The organism is Kosakonia sp. CCTCC M2018092 (assembly GCF_003864115.1).
In the GTDB taxonomy this organism is placed as follows: Bacteria; Pseudomonadota; Gammaproteobacteria; order Enterobacterales; family Enterobacteriaceae; genus Kosakonia; species Kosakonia cowanii.
The window spans coordinates 3,751,145-3,774,568 of sequence record NZ_CP034225.1; the positions used below are offsets into that span (position 1 = coordinate 3,751,145).

The window sequence follows — 23,424 nt, forward strand, 5'->3', positions numbered from 1 at the left end:
GACTGGCATTTCTCTAAGACAAACGCGCAGGGATTATGCCTGGCCTTTGATCTCTTTACGACCGTTGTACGGTGCTTTTTCGCCCAGCGCTTCTTCGATACGAATCAGCTGGTTGTATTTAGCAACGCGGTCAGAACGGCTCATGGAACCGGTTTTGATCTGGCCAGCCGCAGTACCTACCGCCAGGTCAGCGATGGTTGCGTCTTCAGTTTCGCCAGAACGGTGAGAGATAACGGCAGTGTAGCCCGCATCTTTCGCCATCTTGATTGCAGCCAGAGTTTCGGTCAGGGAACCGATCTGGTTGAATTTGATCAGGATGGAGTTAGCGATACCTTTGTCGATACCTTCTTTCAGGATCTTGGTGTTGGTTACGAACAGGTCGTCGCCCACCAGCTGGATTTTGTCGCCCAGCACTTTGGTCTGGTATGCAAAGCCGTCCCAGTCAGATTCGTCCAGGCCATCTTCGATGGAGACGATCGGGTACTGTTTGGTCAGCTCTTCCAGGAAGTGAGTGAACTCTTCAGAAGAGAAGGCTTTGTTGCCTTCGCCAGCCAGCACATATTTGCCGTCTTTGTAGAATTCAGATGCTGCGCAGTCCATCGCCAGGGTGATGTCTTTGCCCAGTTCGTAGCCTGCTGCTTTTACCGCTTCAGCGATAACAGCCAGTGCTTCGGCGTTGGAACCCAGGTTCGGCGCGTAGCCACCTTCGTCACCCACAGCGGTGTTCATGCCTTTAGACTTCAGCACTTTCGCCAGGTGATGGAACACTTCAGAACCCATGCGGATCGCTTCTTTAACGCTGGAAGCGCCAACCGGCTGGATCATGAATTCCTGGATGTCGACGTTGTTGTCAGCGTGCTCGCCGCCGTTGATGATGTTCATCATCGGAACCGGCATGGAGTATTTGCCCGGGGTGCCGTTCAGTTCAGCGATGTGCTCGTACAGCGGCTGGCCTTTAGAGGCAGCAGCAGCTTTCGCAGCAGCCAGGGAGACAGCGAGGATGGCGTTGGCGCCGAAGTTAGATTTGTTCTCAGTACCGTCCAGATCGATCATGATCTTATCGATGCCAGCCTGGTCTTTGGCATCTTTGCCAAGCAGCGCCTGAGCAATCGGGCCGTTAACTGCGCCAACTGCTTTGGTTACGCCTTTACCCAGGAAACGGGATTTGTCGCCATCGCGCAGTTCCAGCGCTTCGCGGGAACCAGTGGAAGCACCTGACGGAGCGGCAGCCAGACCAACGAAACCACCTTCCAGGTGAACTTCTGCTTCAACAGTCGGGTTACCACGGGAGTCGATGATTTCACGACCGATGACTTTAACGATTTTGGACATTAGGTTTTCCTCAGTACAAGTTAAACTAAAACTCCAGACAACAATGCACCCGTCGGGTGCACTGTCTTTGTATATTTTACTTCGCCTGGCGCTTTTGATACTCGCTGGCGGCTTTCACAAAGCCGGCAAACAGCGGATGTCCGTCACGCGGCGTAGAAGTAAACTCCGGGTGGAACTGACAAGCAACAAACCACGGATGGTTCGGCACTTCGATGATCTCGACCAACTGATCATCCCCGGAACGGCCCGCAACGCGCAGGCCCGCAGCTTCAATCTGTTTCAACAGCATGTTGTTGACTTCGTAGCGATGGCGATGGCGCTCAACAATCGTTTCTGAGCCATACAGCTGGCGAACCAGGCTCTCATCGCTAAGCTGGCACTGCTGCGCGCCAAGGCGCATGGTGCCGCCGAGATCGCTCTTCTCAGAACGCTGCTCAACGTTGCCCTCTTCGTCACGCCACTCGGTGATCAGCGCCACAACCGGGTACTTACAGTCTGGCACAAATTCCGTGGAGTTGGCGTTCTCCATCCCGACAACGTGGCGCGCATACTCAATCAACGCAACCTGCATACCCAGGCAGATGCCGAGGTAAGGAATATTGTTTTCACGCGCAAAACGCGCGGTGGCGATCTTGCCTTCTACGCCGCGGTAGCCGAAGCCGCCCGGGATCAGAATGGCATCGAGGCCTTTGAGGATCTCAACGCCGCGCGTCTCAACATCCTGCGAATCAATCAGCTTGATGTTGACGGTTACGCGGTTTTTCAGACCACCATGTTTCAGCGCTTCAATCACCGATTTGTAGGCATCCGGCAGCTCAATGTACTTGCCGACCATACCAATCGTGACTTCACCCGACGGATTCGCTTCCTGGTAAATCACCTGCTCCCATTCGGCGAGATTCGCTTCCGGGCAGGCTAAGCTGAATCGTTTACAAATATAATCGTCCAGCCCCTGAGATTTCAACAGGCCCGGAATTTTATAAATGGAATCGACGTCTTTCAGAGAAATCACTGCTTTTTCTGGAACGTTACAGAACAAAGCAATTTTCGCTCTTTCGTTGGCCGGAACGGCGCGATCGGAGCGGCAAATCAGGATATCTGGCTGAATACCGATGGAGAGCAGCTCTTTCACGGAGTGCTGAGTCGGCTTGGTTTTCACTTCACCGGAAGCGGCCATATATGGCACCAGCGTCAGATGCATGTAGAGGGTGCGCTCGCGGCCCACTTCTACCGCCATCTGGCGGATCGCTTCGAGGAATGGCAGGGATTCGATATCACCCACGGTACCGCCGATCTCAACCAGCGCAACGTCGTGGCCTTCGCCGCCGGCAATAATGCGCTCTTTGATGGCGTTGGTGATATGGGGGATAACCTGCACGGTCGCACCGAGATAGTCGCCGCGGCGCTCTTTACGCAGCACCTCGGAGTAGATACGACCGGTGGTGAAGTTGTTGCGACGGGTCATCTTGGTGCGGATGAAACGCTCGTAGTGACCCAAATCAAGATCGGTTTCTGCGCCATCTTCGGTAACGAACACTTCACCATGCTGGATAGGGCTCATTGTGCCCGGATCGACGTTGATGTACGGATCCAGTTTCATCATGGTGACCTTGAGGCCACGGGCTTCAAGAATAGCTGCCAGGGAGGCTGCGGCAATGCCTTTACCCAGAGAGGATACGACCCCGCCGGTCACAAAAATATAGTTCGTTGTCATGCTGAACCTGAGAAGTTAGGTTTAAAAGACGGTGGAATAACCAGGACGGGAAAGCAGTATACCGGATGATGAGTTGCGCCACAAACTTTCATTCCCCCTCCCCTTCTCTCTTCAGGCCGCATTAGCGTTAGCTCTCTTAGCTGACGCTGCTTGTACAACAATTCTGAACGTTTGCTGATTCGTGCTGTTGCCGCCCGGAAGCACTAAGGATAAGCCGAAGCGGCGTTAGCGGAAACGTTTCAACAAACGTAATGAGTGTGAAAATAGCCCCTTTCCAGCAAATGTTTTTGACGCAAATCAAGCGCTTGCTATTTAAAAAATCACACAAATCGCGCTTGTTACCACAAATGCCTTAAAGATCATGTTCCTGGCGCTTTACCTGCTGCCAGATAGTTTCCATTGTTTCCAGATCTACGCCGGTCATTTCCAGGCCGCGCTCCTGGACCACGCGTTCGACTTCGCGAAAGCGACGCTCAAATTTGAGGTTCGCTTTTTGCAGCGCCACTTCCGCTTTAACGCCCAGGTGACGAGAGAGATTAACGGTGGCAAAGAGCAGATCGCCCATCTCCTCTTCAACCCGCGCCTGGTCGACAACCGCCTGTTTGGCTTCATCCATCACTTCGTCGATCTCTTCATACACTTTGTCGAGCACCGGGCCGATGGTGGTCCAGTCAAAGCCCACGGTTGAGCAGCGCTTCTGGATTTTGTGGGCGCGCATCAGCGCCGGCAGGCTGTGTGGAATATCATCCAGCGCCGAGTGCTGCGCTTTCTCCGCCCGCTCGGCGGTTTTGATCTGCTCCCAGCGCTCAAGCACTTCGGCGCTGTTGCCCGCCTGCGCGTCGCCAAAGATATGCGGATGGCGGCGCTCCAGCTTGTCGCTGATGGCGGCGCAAATATCGTTGAAATCAAAACGCCCCTCTTCCTGCGCCATCTGCGCGTAGAAGACCACCTGGAAGAGCAGATCGCCAAGCTCGCCGCGCAGATCGTCGAAGTCTTCGCGCGAAATCGCGTCCAGCACTTCGTAAGTCTCTTCCAGCGTGTAGGGCGCGATGGTGGCGTAAGTCTGCTCTTTGTCCCACGGGCAGCCGGTTTGCGGGTCGCGCAGCCGTTGCATGATCCCGAGCAGACGATCGATTTGTGTCATGAAAAATCCTTGCTAAAAAGCGATCCTCCCCAGCGAGGAGAGGATCGGGTGAAGAGACGATCAGCCGCCGTGCAGACGACGGGCATCGATAACGTCAGGCACCTGATTCAGTTTGCCAAGCACGCGGCCCAGCACCTGCAGGTTGTAGATTTCGATATTCATATCGATGGTCGCCAGCTGCTCGCGGGTGTCGCTACGGCTGGCAACGCCCAGCACATTGACCTTTTCGTTAGCGAGAATGGTAGTGATATCACGCAGCAGCCCGCTGCGATCGTTCGCCGTGACGCGCACCACCAGCGAGTAGCCCGCCGAGTAGCTTTCGCCCCAGACGGCATCGACGATGCGCTCCGGCGCGACGTTGCGCAGCTCTTCCAGCTGATCGCAGTCGGCGCGGTGAATCGAGATGCCGCGCCCCTGGGTGATAAAGCCGACGATTTCGTCGCCCGGAATCGGCTGGCAGCAGCGCGCAATGTGGTGCATCAGGTTGCCAACCCCTTCCACTACCACGCGCCCGTTGTCTTTGCTGCGGTTCTGCGGTGCGTAGGTCTTCTGCTGCAACTGCTTGAGCGCAGCGGCATCCTGCTCCTCGGCACTCGGCTTGTTGAACTGCGCCTGCAGGAAGTTGACCATCTGGTTGAGGCGAATATCGCCGCCGCCAATCGCCGCCAGCAGCTCGTCCAGCTCGTTGAAGTTGTAGCGCGGCAGCAGGTGCTTTTCCGCCTCTTTCAGGCTGATGCCGAGGTGCGCCAGCTCGTCGTCGAGGATCTGGCGACCGGCAAGAATGTTCTTGTCGCGATCCTGCTTGCGGAACCAGGCGTGGATCTTCGAACGCCCGCGGCTGGTGGTGACATACCCGAGGTTCGGGTTGAGCCAGTCGCGGCTCGGGTTCGGCTGTTTCTGGGTGATGATCTCAATCTGATCGCCCATCTGCAGCTGGTAGGTGAAGGGCACGATGCGGCCGCTGATTTTCGCGCCGATGCAGCGGTGACCGACATCGCTGTGAATATGGTAAGCGAAGTCCAGCGGCGTGGAGCCAGCGGGCAGATCCACCACATCCCCTTTTGGCGTAAAGACGTAGACCCGGTCGTCGAAGACCTGGCTGCGCACTTCGTCGAGCATCTCGCCGGAGTCCGCCATCTCTTCCTGCCAGGCAATCAGCTTACGCAGCCAGGCAATGCGATCTTCGTGAGCAGAGCGCGCGCCGGTCGCCGTCGCGGTGCCCTCTTTGTACTTCCAGTGCGCGGCAACGCCCAGCTCGGCATCTTCGTGCATCTGGCGGGTACGGATCTGGATCTCAACGGTTTTACCGCCCGGCCCGAGCACCACCGTATGGATGGACTGGTAGCCGTTCGGTTTCGGGTTAGCGACATAGTCGTCAAACTCATCCGGCAGGTGGCGATAGTGGGTATGCACAATCCCCAGCGCGGCGTAGCAATCCTGCAACCGTTCAGCGACGATGCGCACGGCGCGGACATCAAACAGCTCGTCGAACGCGAGGTGCTTTTTCTGCATCTTGCGCCAGATGCTGTAGATATGTTTCGGGCGGCCATAGACTTCGGCTTTAACGCCTTCGGTCTTCATCTCGGCGCGCAGGTGGCCAACAAACTCATCGATGTAGTGTTCGCGATCGATACGGCGCTCGTGCAGCAGCTTAGCGATGCGTTTGTACTCTTCCGGGTGCAGGTAGCGGAAGCAGTAATCCTCCAGCTCCCACTTCAGCTGGCCGATGCCTAAGCGGTTCGCCAGCGGCGCATAGATGTTGGTACACTCTTTCGCCGCCAGCACGCGCTCATCTTCCGGCGCATCTTTCACTTCGCGCAGATGGGCAATACGTTCAGCAAGCTTGATGACCACACAGCGGAAATCATCCACCATCGCCAGCAGCATGCGGCGGACGTTATCCACCTGTTCGGAAGAGACGGAATCGGTATGGGTCGCTTTTAACTGGCGGATGGCGGCCATGTCGCGCACGCCGTGGATCAGCTCAACCACCGCCGCCCCGACGTTTTCGCGCAGCACCTCTTCGCTGACCACTTCCGCATCGGCGAGCGGGAAGAGCAGCGCGGCGCGCAGCGTGTCGGTGTCCATACTCAGCATCGAGAGGATCTCCACCATCTCGATACCGCGTGAAAGCAGGATCTCCGCCTGCGGATGCCCTTGAGTTTGACGCAGACAATAAGCCCAGGTTTCGGTTAAGCGTTCACACGACGGCTGACTGGTAATGCCCAGACTGGCGATCCATTTGGCCGGATCGAATTCACCCGCTTTGTTCAAATGCGCACTGCGTACCGCAACCATTGTCCTCTCCTTTCAGGGACCGGGCCTGCCGAATTCGGCAAGCCGAAATTAATCATTTGTGTTTCACAAACAACACCATCGATTCCAGGTGACCAGTGTGCGGGAACATGTCCAGCATCGCCAGCCGCTCAATCTGGTATCCCGCACTCAGCAGCGCTTCACTGTCGCGCGCAAGCGTGGCGGGATTACAGGAGACGTAGACCACCCGGCCCGGCGACAATTTTATAATATGCTGCATGACACCCGCCGCGCCCGCGCGCGCAGGGTCGAGTAAAACTTTGTCAAAACCCCGGCTCGCCCACGGCTGTTTTGTAACATCTTCCTCCAGATTTTCGTGAAAGAATGTCACATTGTGCAAACCATTCTGTTGCGCGTTCTCCTGCCCTTTCGCCACCAGCTCGGCAACGCCTTCCACGCCAACCACTTCCGCCGCGCGTTTCGCCAGCGGCAGCGTGAAATTCCCCATCCCACAAAAGAGATCGAGAATGCGGTCCTGCGGCTGCACATCGAGCCACTCCAGCGCACAGGCGACCATCTGCTGATTTACGCCATCATTGACCTGGATAAAATCCCGCGGGCTGAAGTGTAAGGGTAGCCCGTCAGAAGCGTAGCAGGGAGTCTGACCAGTGATCTGCTCAACAATATCGCTTTGCGGCGCGAGATAAAGCGCCAGATGATGGGAATGCGAAAAGCGTTCCAGTTTTGCTCTGTCGGCGGCGTTTAACGGTGCGGTGTGACGCAGCACCATCAGCGGGCCATTATCCGCGTCGACCAGCTCGACATGCCCAAGCTGGCGAGCGCCGCTTAATTCCGCCAGGCAGTCGCGCAGCGGCGTAAGCAGTGCTTCAAGACGGGGCACCAGCACCGGGCATTGTGTGACATTGACGATATCGCTGTCGCCCGCTTTGCGAAACCCCATCTCCAGACGCTGCGCTTTCGGCTGCCAGCTCAGGCTTAAGCGCGCGCGGCGGCGATATCCCCACGGCTCACCGGCGATCACATCGTCGACATCCTGCTTCATCAGGCGTGCCAGCGCGGCGCGTTTGCTGCGCTGTTGCAGCTCCACGCTGGCATGCTGCTGCTGGCAGCCGCCGCAGACGCCAAAGTGCGGGCAGCGCGGCGCTACGCGCTCCGGGCTGTCGTTCAGCCGGCGGCTCACTTCGCCACGGGCAAACTGGCGCTTCTCCTCTTTAAGGATAATTTCCGCCGTCTCTGCGGGTAACAAACCGGGAATAAACAGGGCTTTACCATTGTGACGCGCCACCCCCTGCCCAAACGGGTCAAGGTCGTTTACTGTTACGGTTATTTTTTGACGAGTCGTCACGCGTCGTTTTGCAGAGTAGAATTGCGCCATTGCGGTGAAAAATCTCAATTACTGATCAATGGCCCCATTCTCCCATAACGGAATTCCATGACCAACTACAGCTTGCGCGCACGCATGATGATTCTGATTCTGGCGCCCACCGTACTTATCGGTGTGCTGCTCAGCGTCTTTTTTGTCGTCCATCGCTATAACGATTTGCAGCGTCAACTGGAAGACGCCGGAGCCAGCATTATTGAGCCGCTGGCGGTCTCCAGCGAATACAGCATGACGTTGCAGGATAAGGACGCCATCGGCCAGCTGATTAGCGTCCTGCATCGCCGCCACTCCGATATCGTGCGGGCCATCTCGATCTACGACAATAAGAACGCGCTCTTCGTCTCGTCGAACCTGCAACTCGAGGGCGACTCCCTCAAACTGCCCGCCAATCAGCCCTTCCCGCGTAAACTGAGCGTCACCCGGCGCGGCGATGTGATGATCCTGCGCACGCCGATCCTTACCGAAGGGTTTGCGCCCGCCAGCTCCTCGCTGCCAGCGGATAAGATCACCGGCAACTTGCTCGGCTATGTGGCGCTGGAGCTGGATCTCAAATCGGTGCGTTTGCAGCAGTACAAAGAGATCTTTATCTCCAGCCTGATGATCCTCTTCTGTATCGGCATTGCGCTGATTTTCGGCTGGCGGCTGATGCGCGATGTCACCAGCCCCATTCGCAATATGGTCAATACCGTCGACCGCATTCGCCGCGGCCAGCTCGATAGCCGCGTCGAAGGGTTTATGCTCGGCGAGCTGGATATGCTGAAAAACGGCATCAACTCGATGGCGATGTCGCTGGCGGCCTATCACGAAGAGATGCAGCACAATATTGACCAGTCCACCTCCGATCTGCGTGAAACGCTGGAGCAGATGGAGATCCAGAACGTCGAGCTGGATCTGGCGAAAAAGCGCGCCCAGGAAGCGGCGCGCATCAAATCCGAGTTCCTCGCCAATATGTCCCACGAGCTGCGTACGCCGCTTAATGGCGTGATTGGCTTTACCCGCCTGACGCTGAAATCGGAACTCAATCCCACCCAGCGTGACCATCTGCTGACCATTGAGCGCTCTGCCAATAACCTGCTGGCGATCATCAATGACGTTCTCGACTTCTCCAAGCTGGAAGCGGGCAAGCTAATTCTGGAGAGTATCCCCTTCCCGCTGCGCAGCACGCTGGATGAGGTGGTGACGCTGCTGGCGCACTCGGCCCACGATAAGGGGCTGGAGCTGACATTGAGTATCAAAAACGATGTGCCGGATAACGTCATCGGCGATCCGCTGCGCCTGCAGCAGGTGATCACCAATCTGGTCGGTAATGCGATCAAGTTTACGGAAAACGGCAATATCGACGTGGTGGTGGAGAAGCGCGCCATCAGCAATAACAAAGTGCAGGTGGAGATGCAGATCCGCGATACCGGCATCGGCATTCCCGAGCGCGATCAGTCGCGGCTCTTCCAGGCATTTCGTCAGGCGGACGCCAGTATTTCGCGTCGCCACGGCGGCACCGGGCTGGGGCTGGTGATCACCCAGCGGCTGGTCAATGAGATGGGCGGCGATATCTCCTTCCACAGCCAGCCCAATCGCGGCTCGACCTTCTGGTTCCATATCAATCTCGATCTTAACCCGAATGCTATCAGCGAGATGCAGCCGACCCGCTGTCTGGTCGGCAAGCGTCTGGCCTACGTGGAGCCAAATGCGACGGCGGCACAGTGTACGCTCGATGTGCTGAGCGAAACGCCGCTGGAGGTGATCTACAGCCCGTCGTTTTCCGCGCTGCCGCAGGCACACTACGACATGCTGTTGATGGCGATCCCGGTGACCGTGCGCGAGCCGCTGAGTATGCAGCATGACCGCCTGGCGCGTGCCGCGGCGATGACCGACTATCTGCTGCTGGCGCTGCCGTGCCACGCGCAGGTTGACGCCGAATCGCTCAAACAGGATGGCGCGGCGGCCTGTCTGCTGAAACCGCTCACCTCGACGCGCCTGCTGCCTGCGTTAACGGAATATTGCCGCATCACACGGCTGGCGGAGCTGCCCGCGCCGGATGAGAGCAAATTGCCGATGTCGGTGATGGCGGTGGATGATAACCCCGCCAACCTGAAGTTGATTGGCGCTCTGCTTGAGGATCAGGTTCAGCAGGTGGAGCTGTGCGAAAGCGGCCAGCAGGCTCTTGAGCGGGCGAAGCAGATGCAGTTCGATCTGGTGCTGATGGATATTCAGATGCCGGAGATGGACGGGATTCGCGCCTGCGAATTGATCCGCCAGTTGCCGCACCAGCAGCAGACGCCGGTGGTCGCCGTCACCGCCCATGCGATGGCCGGGCAGAAAGAGAAGCTGCTCAGCGCCGGGATGAATGACTACCTGGCGAAGCCGATTGAAGAGGAGAAGCTGCGTAACCTGCTGCTGCGCTACAAGCCCGGCCACAGCGTCGGCCCATGGTTGACGCCGCTGGAGCCGGAAGCGGAGCAGACGCCGGTTATTACCGTGGATGATGAAACGACGCTCGACTGGCAGTTAGCGCTGCGTCAGGCGGCGGGGAAATCGGATTTGGCGCGCGATATGCTGCATATGCTGGTCGAGTTCCTGCCGGAGATCCGCAATATGGTTGAAGAGCAGTTGGTCGGTGAAGCGCCCAGCGGGCTGGCGGAGGGGATCCATAAATTGCACGGCAGCTGCGGCTATAGCGGCGTACCGCGCCTGAAAAAGCTTTGTCATTTAATTGAGCATCAGTTGCGCAGCGGCGTGCGCGCCGAAGATCTGGAGCCGGAGCTTCTCGAATTGCTCGACGAGATGGACAACGTAGCGCGCGAAGCGCACCGGTTGATTGGTTAAGCGCGATCCCATTGCCGGATGGCGCGTAAACGCTTATCCGGCCTACGCGGTTTCAGCAGCTTCGTGACCGTAGGCCGGATAAGCGCAAGCGCCATCCGGCAAAACCAAAACCCCCGGCATATCGCACCCGTAGGCCGGATAAGGCGCAAGCGCCATCCGGCACAACCAACCATCAGGCATTCGGCACGCCTTACCGCAACTCCTGCCCCGCTTTTAATACCGCCGCCACATTGCGCGCGGTGAGGCGCACATTCTCCCCGGCGTTGGCTAATGCCTCGTCGAGGGAGCAAATGGTGTAAATCACGCTGAACACCGCGTCGATGCCGTGATCGTGCACCACGCCAACATCGGCGGTCAGGCTGCCGGCAATGCCGATCACTGGAATATCATACCGTTTGGCGACCTTCGCCACGCCGACCGGCACTTTGCCGTGCACGGTCTGGCTATCGATTCGCCCTTCGCCAGTGATCACCAGATCCGCATCGGCCACATGCTTATCCAGCGCCAGCGCATCGGTCACAATCTCAATCCCCTGGCGCAGCTCTGCCCCGCAAAAAGCATACAGCGCCGCGCCCATACCACCCGCCGCGCCACCGCCGGAGAGCGTTAACACATCGCAATCGAGATCGCGGGCGATGACCTGCGCGTAGTGCGCCAGCGCTTTATCCAGCCGCGCGATCATCTCCGGCGTCGCCCCTTTTTGCGGGCCGAACACCGCCGAGGCCCCCTCTTTACCGGTAAGCGGATTGGTGACATCGCAGGCGACATCGATGCGGCACTGCGCCAGGCGACGATCCAGCTCGCTAATATCAATGCGCGCCAGGCGCTCCAGCGCCGCGCCGCCTGCGGCGATCTGCTCCCCCTGCTCATCGAGCAGCTTTGCGCCCAGCGCCTGCACCATCCCCGCGCCGCCATCGTTGGTCGCGCTGCCGCCAATGCCGATAATGATCTGTTTCACGCCCGCATCGAGCGCATGGCGGATCAGCTCCCCGGTCCCCCAGGAGGTGGTGATTAACGGATCGCGCTTCGCCGTGGGCACGCGCTCCAGCCCGCTTGCCGCCGCCATTTCGATAAACGCCGATTGCTCATCACCGGAGAGGCCATAAAAGGCGTCGGCCTCCTCGCCAAGCGGCCCTTTAACCGTCACCTTCACCACCCGCCCCTCGGTGGCGGCGACCATCGCTTCAACCGTCCCTTCCCCGCCGTCCGCCACCGGGATTTTCACGTACTCAGCGTTGGGGTACACCTCGCTAAACCCCGCTTCAATGGCGGTCGCCACCTCCAGGGCCGTTAAACTCTCTTTGTAGGAGTCCGGTGCGATGACAATTTTCATAAGCCGTCCTTACGCATATTCACCACGGTAAGCATACACCTTGCAGGCAGCGGGAAATGCCAGCCCCCGCAAGGAGTGGCAATTTCATTAACGCACCATGCAGGGACGCTTGTTATCAAATTTCCAGTCGGGGATCAGGTACTGCATGCCCATCGCATCGTCGCGCGCGCCGAGCCCATGCTTTTGGTACAACGCGTTGGCCTTCATCACCCGATCCATATCCAGCTCAACGCCAAGACCCGGCGTGGTTGGCACCTGCACCATCCCGCCTTTGATTTCAAACGGCGCTTTAGTCAGGCGCTGGTTGCCCTCCTGCCAGATCCAGTGGGTGTCGATAGCGGTGATCTTGCCCGGCGCAGCGGCGGCGACATGGGTGAACATCGCCAGCGAAATATCGAAGTGGTTATTGGAGTGGGAACCCCAGGTGAGGCCGAATTCATGGCACATCTGCGCCACGCGCACCGAGCCCTGCATGGTCCAGAAGTGCGGGTCGGCCAGCGGAATATCGACCGATTGCAGCGACAGGGTGTGGCCCATCTGCCGCCAGTCGGTGGCGATCATATTGGTGGCGGTCGGCAGCCCGGTGGCGCGGCGGAACTCCGCCATCACTTCACGCCCGGAGAAACCCTGCTCGGCACCGCACGGATCTTCGGCATAGGCAAGCACGCCTTTCAGCTGCTTGCCGATAGCAATTGCCTCATCGAGCGACCACGCGCCGTTCGGATCGAGGGTGACGCGCGCCTGCGGGAAGCGTTTTGCCAGCGCGGAAATCGCTTCCGCCTCTTCCATCCCGGCCAGCACGCCGCCCTTCAGTTTGAAGTCGTTAAAGCCATATTTCTCATAAGCCGCTTCTGCCAGGCGCACCACGCGTTCCGGCGTCATCGCCTCTTCATGGCGAATGCGATACCAGTCGCACGCATCATCCGGCTGGCTCTGGTAAGGCAACGGCGTCTTTTTGGCATCGCCGACAAAGAAGAGGTAACCGAGCATCTCTACTTCGCTGCGCTGCTGGCCTTCGCCGAGCAGGGAAGCGACATTCACGCCAAGGTGCTGACCGAGCAGGTCGAGCATCGCCGCTTCGATACCGGTGACCACGTGAATAGTGGTGCGCAGATCGAAGGTTTGCAGCCCGCGCCCGCTGGCATCGCGATCGGCGAAGGTGTTGCGCACGCTGTTGAGCACATTTTTGTATTCGCCCAGCGTTTTACCGACCACCAGCGCGGCGGCCTCCTCCAGCGTCTGGCGGATCTTCTCCCCGCCGGGGATTTCGCCTACCCCGGTATGACCAGCGTTATCTTTAATGATCACGATATTGCGGGTGAAGAAAGGTGCGTGCGCCCCGCTCAGGTTCATCAACATGCTGTCGTGACCGGCAACGGGAATAACCTGCATCGATGCCACAACGGGCGTGGAACTGTAAGTACTCATAATGGTGTCCTTTTGCTCTTTTAATGCCGTCCAAAAACGGGGCGTTTTTTATCAAACGTCCAGCCAGGAATGAGGTACTGCATCGGGCCTGCGTCGTTGCGCGCACCGCCCGGCAAGGTTTTATAGATCGCGTGCGCTTTCTCAATTTGCGCCCAGTCCAGCTCAACGCCAAGACCCGGCGCGTCCGGCACGGTGATTTTGCCCTCGCGGATCTCTAAAGGCTCCTTCGTCAGGCGCGCGTCGCCCTCCTGCCAGATCCAGTGGGTATCAATCGCCGTTGGCGTACCCGGTGCAGCGGCGGCGACATGGGTAAACATCGCCAGCGAAATATCGAAATGGTTGTTGGAGTGGCAGCCCCAGGTTAAGCCCCAGTCATCGCACAACTGCGCGACGCGCACCGCACCGGAGAGGGTCCAGAAGTGCGGATCGGCAAGCGGAATATCGACCGCGTTGAGCATCACCGCATGGCCCATCTCGCGCCAGTTGGTGGCGATCATATTGGTGGCGACCGGCAGACCGGTGGCGCGGCGAAACTCCGCCATCACTTCACGCCCGGAGAAACCCTGCTCCGCGCCGCAGGGATCTTCCGCGTAGGTCAGCACATCGTTCAGCCCTTTGCAGAGGCGGATCGCTTCGTCGAGCAGCCACGCGCCGTTGGGATCGACGGTAATACGCGCATCGGGGAAGCGCTTTTTCAGCGCGCGCACGGTGTCGATCTCCTGCTCGCCCGGCAGCACGCCGCCCTTTAGTTTGAAATCTTTAAAGCCGTAACGATCCTGTGAAGCTTCGGCAAGGCGCACCACCGCTTCGCTGCTCATCGCCTCCTGATGACGCAGTTGGTACCACTCATGGCTGCCCGGCGTCGCGTCCAGATAGGGCAAATCGGTTTTCGTGCGATCGCCGACATAGAAGAGGTAGCCGAGCACGGTGACGGCATCGCGCTGTTTGCCCGGCCCCAGCAGTTCGCACACCGGGACATTAAGGGTTTTGCCGAGCAGATCGAGCAGCGCTGCTTCCAGCGCTGCCACGGCGTTAACGCGCAGCTCAAAGGTCCACGCGCCGTTACCGAAGGTGTCGAAATCCGCCGCCTGGTTGCCTTTGTGCACCCGCTGCACCACTTTGTTCAGCCGGGCGATCTCTTGTCCCACCACCATTGGCGTGGCATCAACCAGTGTTTGATAGATCACCTCGCCACCCGGCGCTTCACCCACGCCGGTATGCCCGGCGCTGTCCGTCAGCACCACGATATTGCGGGTGAAGTAAGCGTTATGTGCGCCGCCGATATTCATCAGCATGCTGTCGTGCCCGGCCACCGGGATCACCTTCATGTCGGTGATGACGGGCGTGGCTTGTGTATTCATCATTCGCGTCCTGTTACGGGTTTAAGTTCGATGCGTTTGATATTGCCCACCAGCACCAGGTAACTGAGTACCGCCACCAGCGCATGAACGCCAACGTAGATCAGCGCGCCGTTAAACGAGCCGGTGGTGCCGACGATGTAGCCAATCGCAATCGGCGTGACGATGCCGGAGATATTGCCGAACATGTTAAACAGGCCACCGCTCAGGCCACTGATCTCTTTCGGCGCGGTATCCGCCATCACCGCCCAGCCGAGCGCACCGATCCCTTTGCCGAAGAAGGCCAGCGCCATAAAGGCGATAATCAGGGTTTCCGAATCGGTGTAGTTACAGAACACCATACTCATCGAGAGCAGCATGCCCAGCACGATCGGCGTTTTACGCGCCACGTTCAGCGATCCGTAGCGGCGCATTAACCAGTCGGAGATCACCCCGCCAAGCACGCCGCCAACAAAGCCGCAGATCGCCGGGATCGAGGCGACAAAGCCCGCTTTCAGGATCGACATGCCGCGCGCCTGCACCAGATAGACCGGGAACCAGGTGATAAAGAAGTAGGTTAAGGCGTTAATGCAGTACTGCCCGAGGTAAACGCCGATCATCATGCGCGAGGCGAGCAGCTGTTTGACCTGGCCCCACTTCTGCGCAAAGGGCACTTTCTGCTGATTGTTTTTCAGATCCATATTGATCAGCGCCCCGCCCTCGGCGATGTACTCCAGCTCCTTTTTGTTGACGCCCGGATGCTGGTTCGGTTCGTGGATCATTTTCAGCCACAGGAAGCTGATGAAGATCCCAAGCCCGCCCATAAAGAAGAAGACGTGCGACCAGCCCACTTCATGGGTCAGCCAGCCCATAATCGGCGCGAAGATCACCGTGGCGAAGTACTGCGCCGAGTTGAAGATGGCGACCGCCGTGCCGCGCTCCTGCGCCGGGAACCAGGCTGCCACTATGCGGCTGTTGCCCGGGAACGACGGCGCTTCTGCCAGGCCGACCATAAAGCGCAGGGTAAAGAGCGCGATGATGATGCCAAAGCCGCTGAAGAGATCGACGAACCCTTGCAATAGGGTAAAGAGCGACCAGGTGAAGATGGACCAGAAGTAGACGCGTTTCGAGCCGAAGCGGTCAAGCAGCCAGCCGCCCGGGATCTGGCCAATCACATAGGCCCAGGAGAAGGCGGAAAAAACATAGCCCATACCGACAGGATCAAGGCCGATGGCCTTGGACATTTCCGAGCCAGCAATCGATAGCGTAGCGCGATCGCCGTAGTTGAAGGATGTGACGATAAATAGCATCACCACGATCCAGTAGCGGGCGTTGGTGCGCTTTTCAGCGCCGCTCGCCGCCTGGCTTAATGCACTCATGGTTGTACTCCCGAAGCATAGATGTTCTTTTCAACATGCATCCTGTACGGCGCAACCTGTAGGGGAAGACAGAACGCTGTCGCTCTTTTTATGCCGCAGCCCGTCGCGTTTTCACTCCACGGCGGGCGGCTTTATTAACTGGCTCAAGGAGTATAAAAAGCGGCCTGGTAACTCTCACCGTGCATCAACACAACATTCGGCGGCAGCTCAGCGCGGGTTTGGGGCATTAGCCCAGGACGATGGGGGGTATTTCACGAAAATTGAAACAGACGATAAACGGCGGGGTAAAAGCGCGGGTCAGGTGCGAAGAGTGTGAATGGCGTCGCTTGACGGTTAATAAAAAGAGGCTAACCCTCCCGGCGCGCGGGAGGGAAACGGGCCTATTTCAGCAGGCTTGCCCACTGCTCAACCCACGGGTTGGAGACGCTTTCCGGCTCCGGATCTTCGCTGGCGTCAATCAGCAGCACTTCGCCGATGCGCTGCGCGCCCTGCTCCTGCAACAGCGCATCAAATTTTTTCCCGCCGCCGCAGAAGTGGCTGTAGGTGCTGTCGCCCAGCGCAATCACGCCGTAGCGCAGTTCGGGCTGATAACCGACGGTGTCGCGCAGGTAGTGAAACAGCGGCGCGATGCTGTCCGGCAGATCGCCCTGGCCGGTAGTGGAGGTGACCACCAGCGCATAGTTGCCTTTGTTGCTCTCCCACTGCGCCGCTTCGGGATCTTCATACACCTTTGCCGTGTGCCCCTGGGCTTCCAAAATCGCCTGGGCTTCTTCCGCTACCAGCAGCGAATTGCCGTACATCGTGCCGACAAAAATGCCTATATTCGCCATGCTTATCACTCCTTGCGTGATTCCAGATTGCCCTCATCCTGACCGCTGAGCCCGCTAAACTCAACCCTTTCATTCTCAGGGAGAAGGCCCCGCCAGCCGAACTGATCCAGCGCCTGCATCCACACCGCATCGAAGCCGGCGCGCAGCGTCAGCGCCTCGCCGGTAAACGGGTGCGTAAGGCTTAACTGGCTGGCGTGCAGCATCAGGCGGTTGAGGCCGAAATGCGCCGCCGCGCTGCGGTTTTGCCGCAGATCGCCATGCTTGCTGTCGCCAATAATCGGGTGGCGCAGATGGGAGAGATGGCGGCGAAGCTGGTGTTTGCGTCCGGTTTTCGGCTCCAGCTCGACCAGCCCATAGCGCGTAGAGGGAAACTTACTAATCGCTACCGGTAATTCGGTCGTGGCAAGGCCGCGATAGTGGGTTACGGCAGGCTGCGGATCTTTGTCGGTGCGGGCGAATTTATCCGCCACTTTGTCCAGCTCTTCGACCAACGGATAGTCGAGCAGCGCCTCCTCCATCAGCCAGCCGCGCACAATGGCGTGGTAGCGCTTCTGCATTTGATGCTGCTCAAACTGCTGGGATAAACGCCGCCCCGCTTCGCTGGAGAGCCCCATCAGCAGGACGCCGGAAGTCGGCCTGTCGAGACGATGGGCGGTAAAGACATGCTGCCCAATCTGGTCGCGCACGGTCTGCATCACCACCACTTTTTCATCGCGGTCGAGCCAGCTGCGGTGTACCAGCCAGCCGGAGGGTTTGTTGACGGCGACCAGCCACTCATCCTGGTAGATTATCTCCAGCATCAGTGCGTTTCGTCGCTAAACAGCGCGTCAAGCTGCTGGAGATGAACCAGCATCGCATCGCGGGAGGGGTGTGTCGCCTCAAGGGCCATTTCATAATAGGGCGCGATAGCAAACGCCTGCGGCAGCGCCTGCTTGCTGTCGAGCAGCGCGTGCATACGTGGGATCAGCACCCACTGCAGCCACTCAAAGGGTGCGAGGGTGTCCATGCAGAAGGGTTGCGTGCTTTCAAAGGCGCTCAGCGCCGGGGCAGTGGTCTGCCAGAGATCGTGCTCGCGCAGCTGCGCTTCAATCAGCTGAAGCTGCTGGCGCACGCGTTGATGTTGAGTCATAAAAGCCCCCGTTTAATCAGACTGGCGCGCAGCATAGCAAAGAGCGGGAGAAATAAAAAAAGGGAGCACTGTAAAAACAGTGCTCCCGGTTCGTTTCGCAGCTATCCGGCTACCCGTGTGCTCCCTGCTCATCCATGAAAACTTTTCCTGCGGTCTCCTGACCCGTTCATCCTTAAACAGCGCATCATGCTCACACCACCCCGATGTGACCTGGCCTTATCCTTAAAGCGTGTCCTGGATCCTCCTGATCTACCGTCCATCCTGACCGGCTCTCATTCTCCGTCCTGGAGGTGTCCTTTAACGCACTCCGGCGATATCCTCTCACTTCGTCCTGAAGTCTGTCCGTGAAGCACCTTCCCGGTGTGTCCAGAAACAACATCATCCTGATGTACGTCTCTTAGTCAGACTCCGTGTCGACAAGAGATAGAATTACGTATTACGGCCGGTCTTACAAGGAGACTTAACGACAAAGCTCTGCCGTAATACGTTATTGACCCCAGGGATTATCGTATTAACATCATGATTTCTAATTGTTTAAATAAAGATAACTCACGTGAGTTATAGAATACGAACAGCCGATCTCCTACAGGCTTTGTAAGAGATCTCTCACACGGGATGTAGGCGATGGGCTTACACGACGGGTTCAAGCTGGGTGAGGAAAGCGGGCAGATCGCTGGCCAGACGCGTGCGTTTACGTGTCCCGAGCGTCTCCTGCATCACCTCGCCGCTCAGGTTACAGACTGAGATGACATCCAGCTCGCTATCGAGCGTGGCAATAAAAAGTGTAGGCGATAATTTGAGCCTTTTCTGCGTCACCAGGTGCCCAATCAGATTTTCCTGTACCCGGACAAAATCCGCTTCGCTCCAGGTTTGCAGCAGCGTCAGGCTGATATTGCCCAGCCGCGCGGTCATATCACCGGCAAACTGCGTAGTATAAAACGCATGGATCGGCGGTTGTACCACAATCTCCATCGCCTGTTCAACGGGGTGGACGTTCTGCTGCGCCGTAAAAGGCTGCGGCTGCCAGAAAACGGCGTCATCGGTAGAGGAGATAATGCAGGGCGAAGGAACGCCATACAGATCTTCACTCTGTGGCCAACTGCCGTGCGCCGCATGCCACGCATCGCAATAACGTTCCGTAAAGGCTTTCAGCGCCTGAGCCGTCTCTTTTTCCACCGATTTCTCTCTTTACTTAAGCCAGGATAAACTTGCGCCATAGTTTACCTGCAAAATGGCGATGAAACATGTCTTCTTATGATAACCACCAGGCGCTTTCGGGCCTGACGCTGGGCAAAACCACCGACTACCGCGACACCTATGACGCCAGCCTGCTGCAAGGCGTGCCGCGCTCGCTCAACCGCGATCCCCTCGGGCTGAAAGCCGATAACCTCCCCTTCCACGGCGCGGATATCTGGACGCTGTACGAGCTCTCCTGGCTCAATGCCAACGGGCTGCCGCAGGTCGCGGTCGGCCAGGTGGAACTGGATTACGCCAGCCTCAATCTGGTGGAGTCTAAAAGTTTTAAACTCTATCTCAACAGCTTTAACCAGACCCGTTTCGCCAGTTGGGATGAAGTACGCAGCACCTTGCAACGCGATCTCAGCGCCTGCGCGCAGGGTGCGGTAAGCGTCACGCTCTATCGTGTTGATGAGCTGGAAGGCGAACCGGTTGCCCGCTTCGCGGGTCTCTGCATCGACGATCAGGATATCGCTATTGATAACTATGAGTTTGATGCTGCGCTGTTGACCGACGCCGCGAGTGATGAGGTGGTGGAAGAGACGCTGGTTAGCCATCTGCTGAAATCCAACTGTCTGATTACCCACCAGCCGGACTGGGGCTCGGTGCAAATTCAGTATCGCGGGAGCCAAATCGACCGGGAAAAACTGCTGCGCTACCTGGTCTCGTTCCGCCATCACAATGAGTTTCACGAGCAGTGCGTTGAGCGCATTTTTACGGATATCCAGCGCTTCTGCCAGCCGGAATCCCTCAGCGTGTACGCGCGCTACACCCGTCGCGGCGGCCTCGATATCAACCCGTGGCGCAGCAATACAGACTTCGTTCCGGCAACCGGGCGGCTGGCGCGCCAGTAAAACATGCGTTGGCAGGTTGTTAAACGTCATAAGCCAGGGCTATTGTAATCAGCAGGGAAGATAAAATTTTCGTCCCGTAAGGAGTTCACTTGATTACACATATTAGCCCGCTTGGCTCGATGGATATGTTGTCGCAGCTGGAAGTCGATATGCTTAAACGCACGGCCAGCAGCGACCTGTATCAACTGTTTCGCAACTGTTCGCTCGCTGTACTGAACTCAGGGAGCCAGACCGACAGCAGCAAAGAGCTGCTCTCCCGTAACGAAAGTTTTGATATCAACGTTTTGCGCCGTGAACGCGGCGTAAAGCTGGAGTTGATTAACCCACCGGAAGAGGCGTTTGTCGACGGGCGACTGATCCGTGCGCTACAGGCCAACCTCTTTGCCGTGCTGCGCGATATCCTGTTCGTGAACGGCCAGATCCATAACGCCAGTCGTTTTCAGCATCTTGATGTGGAGAGTTCGACCCATATCACCAACCTGGTCTTCTCGATTCTGCGTAACGCCCGTGCACTGCACGTCGGCGAAGCGCCGAGCATGGTGGTCTGCTGGGGCGGTCACTCGATTAACGAAACCGAGTACCTCTACGCGCGCCGCGTCGGCACCCAGCTTGGCCTGCGCGAGCTAAATATCTGCACCGGCTGCGGGCCGGGGGCGATGGAAGCGCCGATGAAGGGCGCGGCGGTCGGCCACGCGCAGCAGCGTTATAAAGAGGGGCGTTTTATCGGCATGACCGAGCCGTCGATCATCGCCGCAGAGCCGCCAAACCCGCTGGTTAACGAGCTGATTATCATGCCGGACATTGAAAAACGTCTGGAAGCGTTTGTACGTATCGCCCACGGCATCATTATCTTCCCGGGCGGCGTCGGCACGGCGGAAGAGCTGCTCTACCTGCTGGGTATTTTGATGAACCCGGCGAACAAAAATCAGGTACTGCCGCTGATCCTCACCGGGCCGAAAGAGAGCGCTGACTACTTCCGCGTGTTGGATGAGTTTATCGTTAACACGCTGGGCGAAGCCGCGCGCCGCCACTACACCATCATCATCAACGATGCGGCCGAAGTGGCGCGCCAGATGAAAAAGGCGATGCCGCAGGTGAAAGAGAATCGTCGCGAAACCGGCGATGCCTACAGCTTCAACTGGTCGATTCGCATTGCGCCGGATCTGCAGGTGCCGTTTGAGCCGACCCATGAAAATATGGCCAACCTGAAGCTCTACCCGGATCAGCCCGTCGAAGTGCTGGCAGCGGATCTGCGTCGCGCCTTCTCAGGTATTGTGGCGGGCAACGTCAAAGAGCACGGCATTCGTGCGATTGAAGCGTTCGGCCCGTACAAAATTCATGGTGACAGCGACATGATGCGCCGGATGGACGATCTGTTGCAGGGCTTCGTCGCCCAGCACCGCATGAAACTCCCCGGATCGGCCTATATCCCCTGCTACGAAATCTGCGCCTGATACTCCCTTTTCACCGGGCGGCCATAAGCCGCCCTTATACCTTCCCGCCTTTCCCGCCGTAATTCCCCTACCCTGCACAAGGTAATGATCCACTCCAGTTGGCTTAAAAGTCGATAAATCACTGCTAATGGGATGATCCACAGCGCTTTTATCGTCTTTGGCCGCTGTGAGTTTGATCGCATATCTGGCGGGTGATAGCCTTCGCGCCCATAAATCTCAGATGATTTTTGATAAACAGACATATGGTCTAAATATGCCCACTTAAGAAGTGGATTATCGCAATTGCGATCCTGATCACTGATAGAGTCATAACATACATGTATCTTTCCGCCGCAAATAATTGCGGTAAGAAATTATAAAAATAGCCGCAATCAACCGGATAAAATATTACCGCTGGCGTGAATGACAAACGATTTGTCTAAATGGCAGCTTTTTGATTTTCCCAGGAGATTTACCAATGGAAACGACTCAAACCAGTAATCTGGCTTCAACCGGAACGCGGAGCGCATGGCGTAAGACCGACACCATGTGGATGCTAGGCCTCTACGGTACCGCGATTGGCGCTGGCGTACTGTTCCTGCCCATCAACGCTGGCGTAGGCGGACTGATTCCGCTGATCATCATGGCGATCCTTGCCTTCCCAATGACCTACTTCGCACACCGCGGCCTGACCCGCTTTGTGCTCTCCGGTAAAAATCCCGGCGAAGATATCACCGAAGTGGTGGAAGAACATTTTGGTATCGGCGCAGGTAAACTGATTACCCTGCTCTACTTCTTCGCCATCTACCCGATTCTGCTGGTTTATAGCGTGGCGATCACCAACACTGTCGACAGCTTTATGACCCACCAGTTGGGCATGACGCCGCCGCCGCGCGCTATTCTCTCCCTGATTCTGATCGTCGGTATGATGACCATCGTGCGCTTCGGCGAGCAGATGATCGTTAAAGCGATGAGCATCCTGGTGTTCCCGTTTGTTATCGCCCTGATGCTGCTGGCGGTCTATCTGATCCCGCAGTGGAACGGCGCGGTGCTGGAAACCCTCTCCTTCAACAGCGCGTCTGCGACCGGCAATGGCCTGTGGATGACCCTGTGGCTGGCAATCCCGGTAATGGTCTTCTCCTTTAACCACTCGCCGATCATCTCCTCTTTCGCCGTGGCGAAACGTGAAGAGTACGGCGCAGAAGCAGAACGTAAATGCTCGCGCATTCTGGCCTTCGCCCACATCATGATGGTGCTGACGGTGATGTTCTTTGTCTTCAGCTGCGTGCTGAGCCTGGCACCGGCCGATCTGGCCTCGGCGAAAGAGCAGAACATCTCGATTCTCTCCTACCTGGCTAACCACTTTAATGCGCCGGTCATCGCCTGGATGGCACCGATCATCGCGATGATCGCCATCACCAAATCCTTCCTCGGCCACTACCTCGGCGCGCGTGAAGGTTTCAACGGTATGGTGATTAAATCCCTGCGCGGCAAAGGCAAAACCATCGAAATCAACAAGCTGAACCGCATTACCGCGCTGTTCATGCTGCTGACTACCTGGGCGGTTGCGACCTGGAACCCGAGCATCCTCGGCATGATCGAAACGCTGGGCGGCCCGATTATCGCCATGATCCTCTTCCTGATGCCGATGTACGCCATTGCCCGCGTTCCGGCGATGCGTAAATACAGCGGCCATATCAGCAACGTCTTCATTGTGATTATGGGCCTTATCGCTATCTCCGCGATTTTCTACTCCCTGTTCAGCTAATCTCTGCGCGCCGTCCAGCCGGGCGG

17 protein-coding genes are annotated in these 23,424 nt (G+C 57.7%); 4 read left to right on the forward strand and 13 right to left on the reverse strand.

The features are described 5' to 3' along the window. Positions 1 to 33: 33 nt before the first annotated feature. The 5 genes from eno to rlmD all read right to left on the reverse strand — a co-directional run bounded on the left by eno (position 34) and on the right by rlmD (position 7,842). On the reverse strand, positions 34 to 1,332 hold the full coding sequence (gene eno / locus EH164_RS17855) for a phosphopyruvate hydratase (RefSeq protein WP_023479467.1): 1,299 nt from the start codon (positions 1,330 to 1,332) through the stop codon (positions 34 to 36). Between the two features lie 76 nt (positions 1,333 to 1,408). Next, positions 1,409 to 3,046, reverse strand: a complete 1,638-nt coding sequence (gene pyrG / locus EH164_RS17860) for a glutamine hydrolyzing CTP synthase (RefSeq protein ID WP_124969619.1) — start codon at positions 3,044 to 3,046, stop codon at positions 1,409 to 1,411. Positions 3,047 to 3,398: 352 nt separating this feature from the next. Next, the gene (gene mazG, locus EH164_RS17865) at positions 3,399 to 4,190 is read right to left on the reverse strand and encodes a nucleoside triphosphate pyrophosphohydrolase (protein ID WP_124969621.1); all 792 of its coding nucleotides are present in this window, start codon (positions 4,188 to 4,190) and stop codon (positions 3,399 to 3,401) included. A gap of 60 nt (positions 4,191 to 4,250) precedes the next feature. Next, positions 4,251 to 6,488 (reverse strand): GTP diphosphokinase, encoded by a 2,238-nt coding sequence (gene relA / locus EH164_RS17870; RefSeq protein ID WP_023479480.1) that lies wholly within the window; start codon positions 6,486 to 6,488, stop codon positions 4,251 to 4,253. Positions 6,489 to 6,540: 52 nt separating this feature from the next. Further along, complete coding sequence (gene rlmD / locus EH164_RS17875; protein WP_124969623.1) at positions 6,541 to 7,842, reverse strand: 23S rRNA (uracil(1939)-C(5))-methyltransferase RlmD; 1,302 nt, start codon at positions 7,840 to 7,842, stop codon at positions 6,541 to 6,543. Positions 7,843 to 7,899: 57 nt separating this feature from the next. On the opposite strand from rlmD, the gene barA reads away from it, so the two are divergent. Next, positions 7,900 to 10,671, forward strand: a complete 2,772-nt coding sequence (gene barA / locus EH164_RS17880) for a two-component sensor histidine kinase BarA (RefSeq protein ID WP_124969625.1) — start codon at positions 7,900 to 7,902, stop codon at positions 10,669 to 10,671. A gap of 190 nt (positions 10,672 to 10,861) precedes the next feature. On the opposite strand, the gene EH164_RS17885 is transcribed toward barA, so the two are convergent. The 8 genes from EH164_RS17885 to syd form a co-directional block, all read right to left on the reverse strand. Continuing rightward, entirely contained in the window at positions 10,862 to 12,004 is a 1,143-nt protein-coding gene (locus tag EH164_RS17885) for a glycerate kinase (RefSeq protein WP_124969627.1), read from the reverse strand. Between the two features lie 87 nt (positions 12,005 to 12,091). Continuing rightward, positions 12,092 to 13,432 carry a glucarate dehydratase gene (gene gudD / locus EH164_RS17890; protein ID WP_124969629.1) on the reverse strand — a complete coding sequence of 447 codons (1,341 nt, stop codon included), beginning with the start codon at positions 13,430 to 13,432 and terminating at the stop codon, positions 12,092 to 12,094. Between the two features lie 20 nt (positions 13,433 to 13,452). Next, positions 13,453 to 14,793, reverse strand: coding sequence for an enolase C-terminal domain-like protein (locus EH164_RS17895; RefSeq protein ID WP_124971562.1), 1,341 nt, complete (start codon positions 14,791 to 14,793; stop codon positions 13,453 to 13,455). Then, positions 14,793 to 16,148, reverse strand: coding sequence for an MFS transporter (locus EH164_RS17900; protein ID WP_094419414.1), 1,356 nt, complete (start codon positions 16,146 to 16,148; stop codon positions 14,793 to 14,795). The genes EH164_RS17895 and EH164_RS17900 overlap by 1 nt, the downstream gene beginning before the upstream one ends. 380 nt (positions 16,149 to 16,528) lie before the next feature. After that, a complete protein-coding gene (locus EH164_RS17905) occupies positions 16,529 to 16,978 on the reverse strand; it encodes a flavodoxin (protein WP_023479490.1) in 450 nt (149 codons plus the stop codon). Positions 16,979 to 16,983: 5 nt separating this feature from the next. Further along, positions 16,984 to 17,778: a tRNA pseudouridine(65) synthase TruC gene (truC, locus tag EH164_RS17910; protein ID WP_054804276.1), complete on the reverse strand. Its 795-nt coding sequence runs from the start codon at positions 17,776 to 17,778 to the stop codon at positions 16,984 to 16,986. Further along, positions 17,778 to 18,107 (reverse strand): YqcC family protein, encoded by a 330-nt coding sequence (locus EH164_RS17915; RefSeq protein ID WP_042712751.1) that lies wholly within the window; start codon positions 18,105 to 18,107, stop codon positions 17,778 to 17,780. The genes truC and EH164_RS17915 overlap by 1 nt, the downstream gene beginning before the upstream one ends. A 630-nt stretch (positions 18,108 to 18,737) precedes the next feature. After that, the gene (syd, locus tag EH164_RS17925) at positions 18,738 to 19,283 is read right to left on the reverse strand and encodes a SecY-interacting protein (protein WP_124969631.1); all 546 of its coding nucleotides are present in this window, start codon (positions 19,281 to 19,283) and stop codon (positions 18,738 to 18,740) included. A gap of 68 nt (positions 19,284 to 19,351) precedes the next feature. On the opposite strand from syd, the gene queF reads away from it, so the two are divergent. The 3 genes from queF (at position 19,352) to EH164_RS17940 (ending at position 23,398) form a co-directional block, all read left to right on the forward strand. Continuing rightward, a complete protein-coding gene (queF, locus tag EH164_RS17930; RefSeq protein WP_124969633.1) occupies positions 19,352 to 20,197 on the forward strand; it encodes an NADPH-dependent 7-cyano-7-deazaguanine reductase QueF in 846 nt (281 codons plus the stop codon). Positions 20,198 to 20,286: 89 nt separating this feature from the next. Continuing rightward, the gene (ppnN, locus tag EH164_RS17935) at positions 20,287 to 21,651 is read left to right on the forward strand and encodes a nucleotide 5'-monophosphate nucleosidase PpnN (RefSeq protein ID WP_023479465.1); all 1,365 of its coding nucleotides are present in this window, start codon (positions 20,287 to 20,289) and stop codon (positions 21,649 to 21,651) included. Positions 21,652 to 22,108: 457 nt separating this feature from the next. Beyond that, complete coding sequence (locus EH164_RS17940) at positions 22,109 to 23,398, forward strand: HAAAP family serine/threonine permease (RefSeq protein ID WP_023479482.1); 1,290 nt, start codon at positions 22,109 to 22,111, stop codon at positions 23,396 to 23,398. Positions 23,399 to 23,424: the final 26 nt, after the last annotated feature.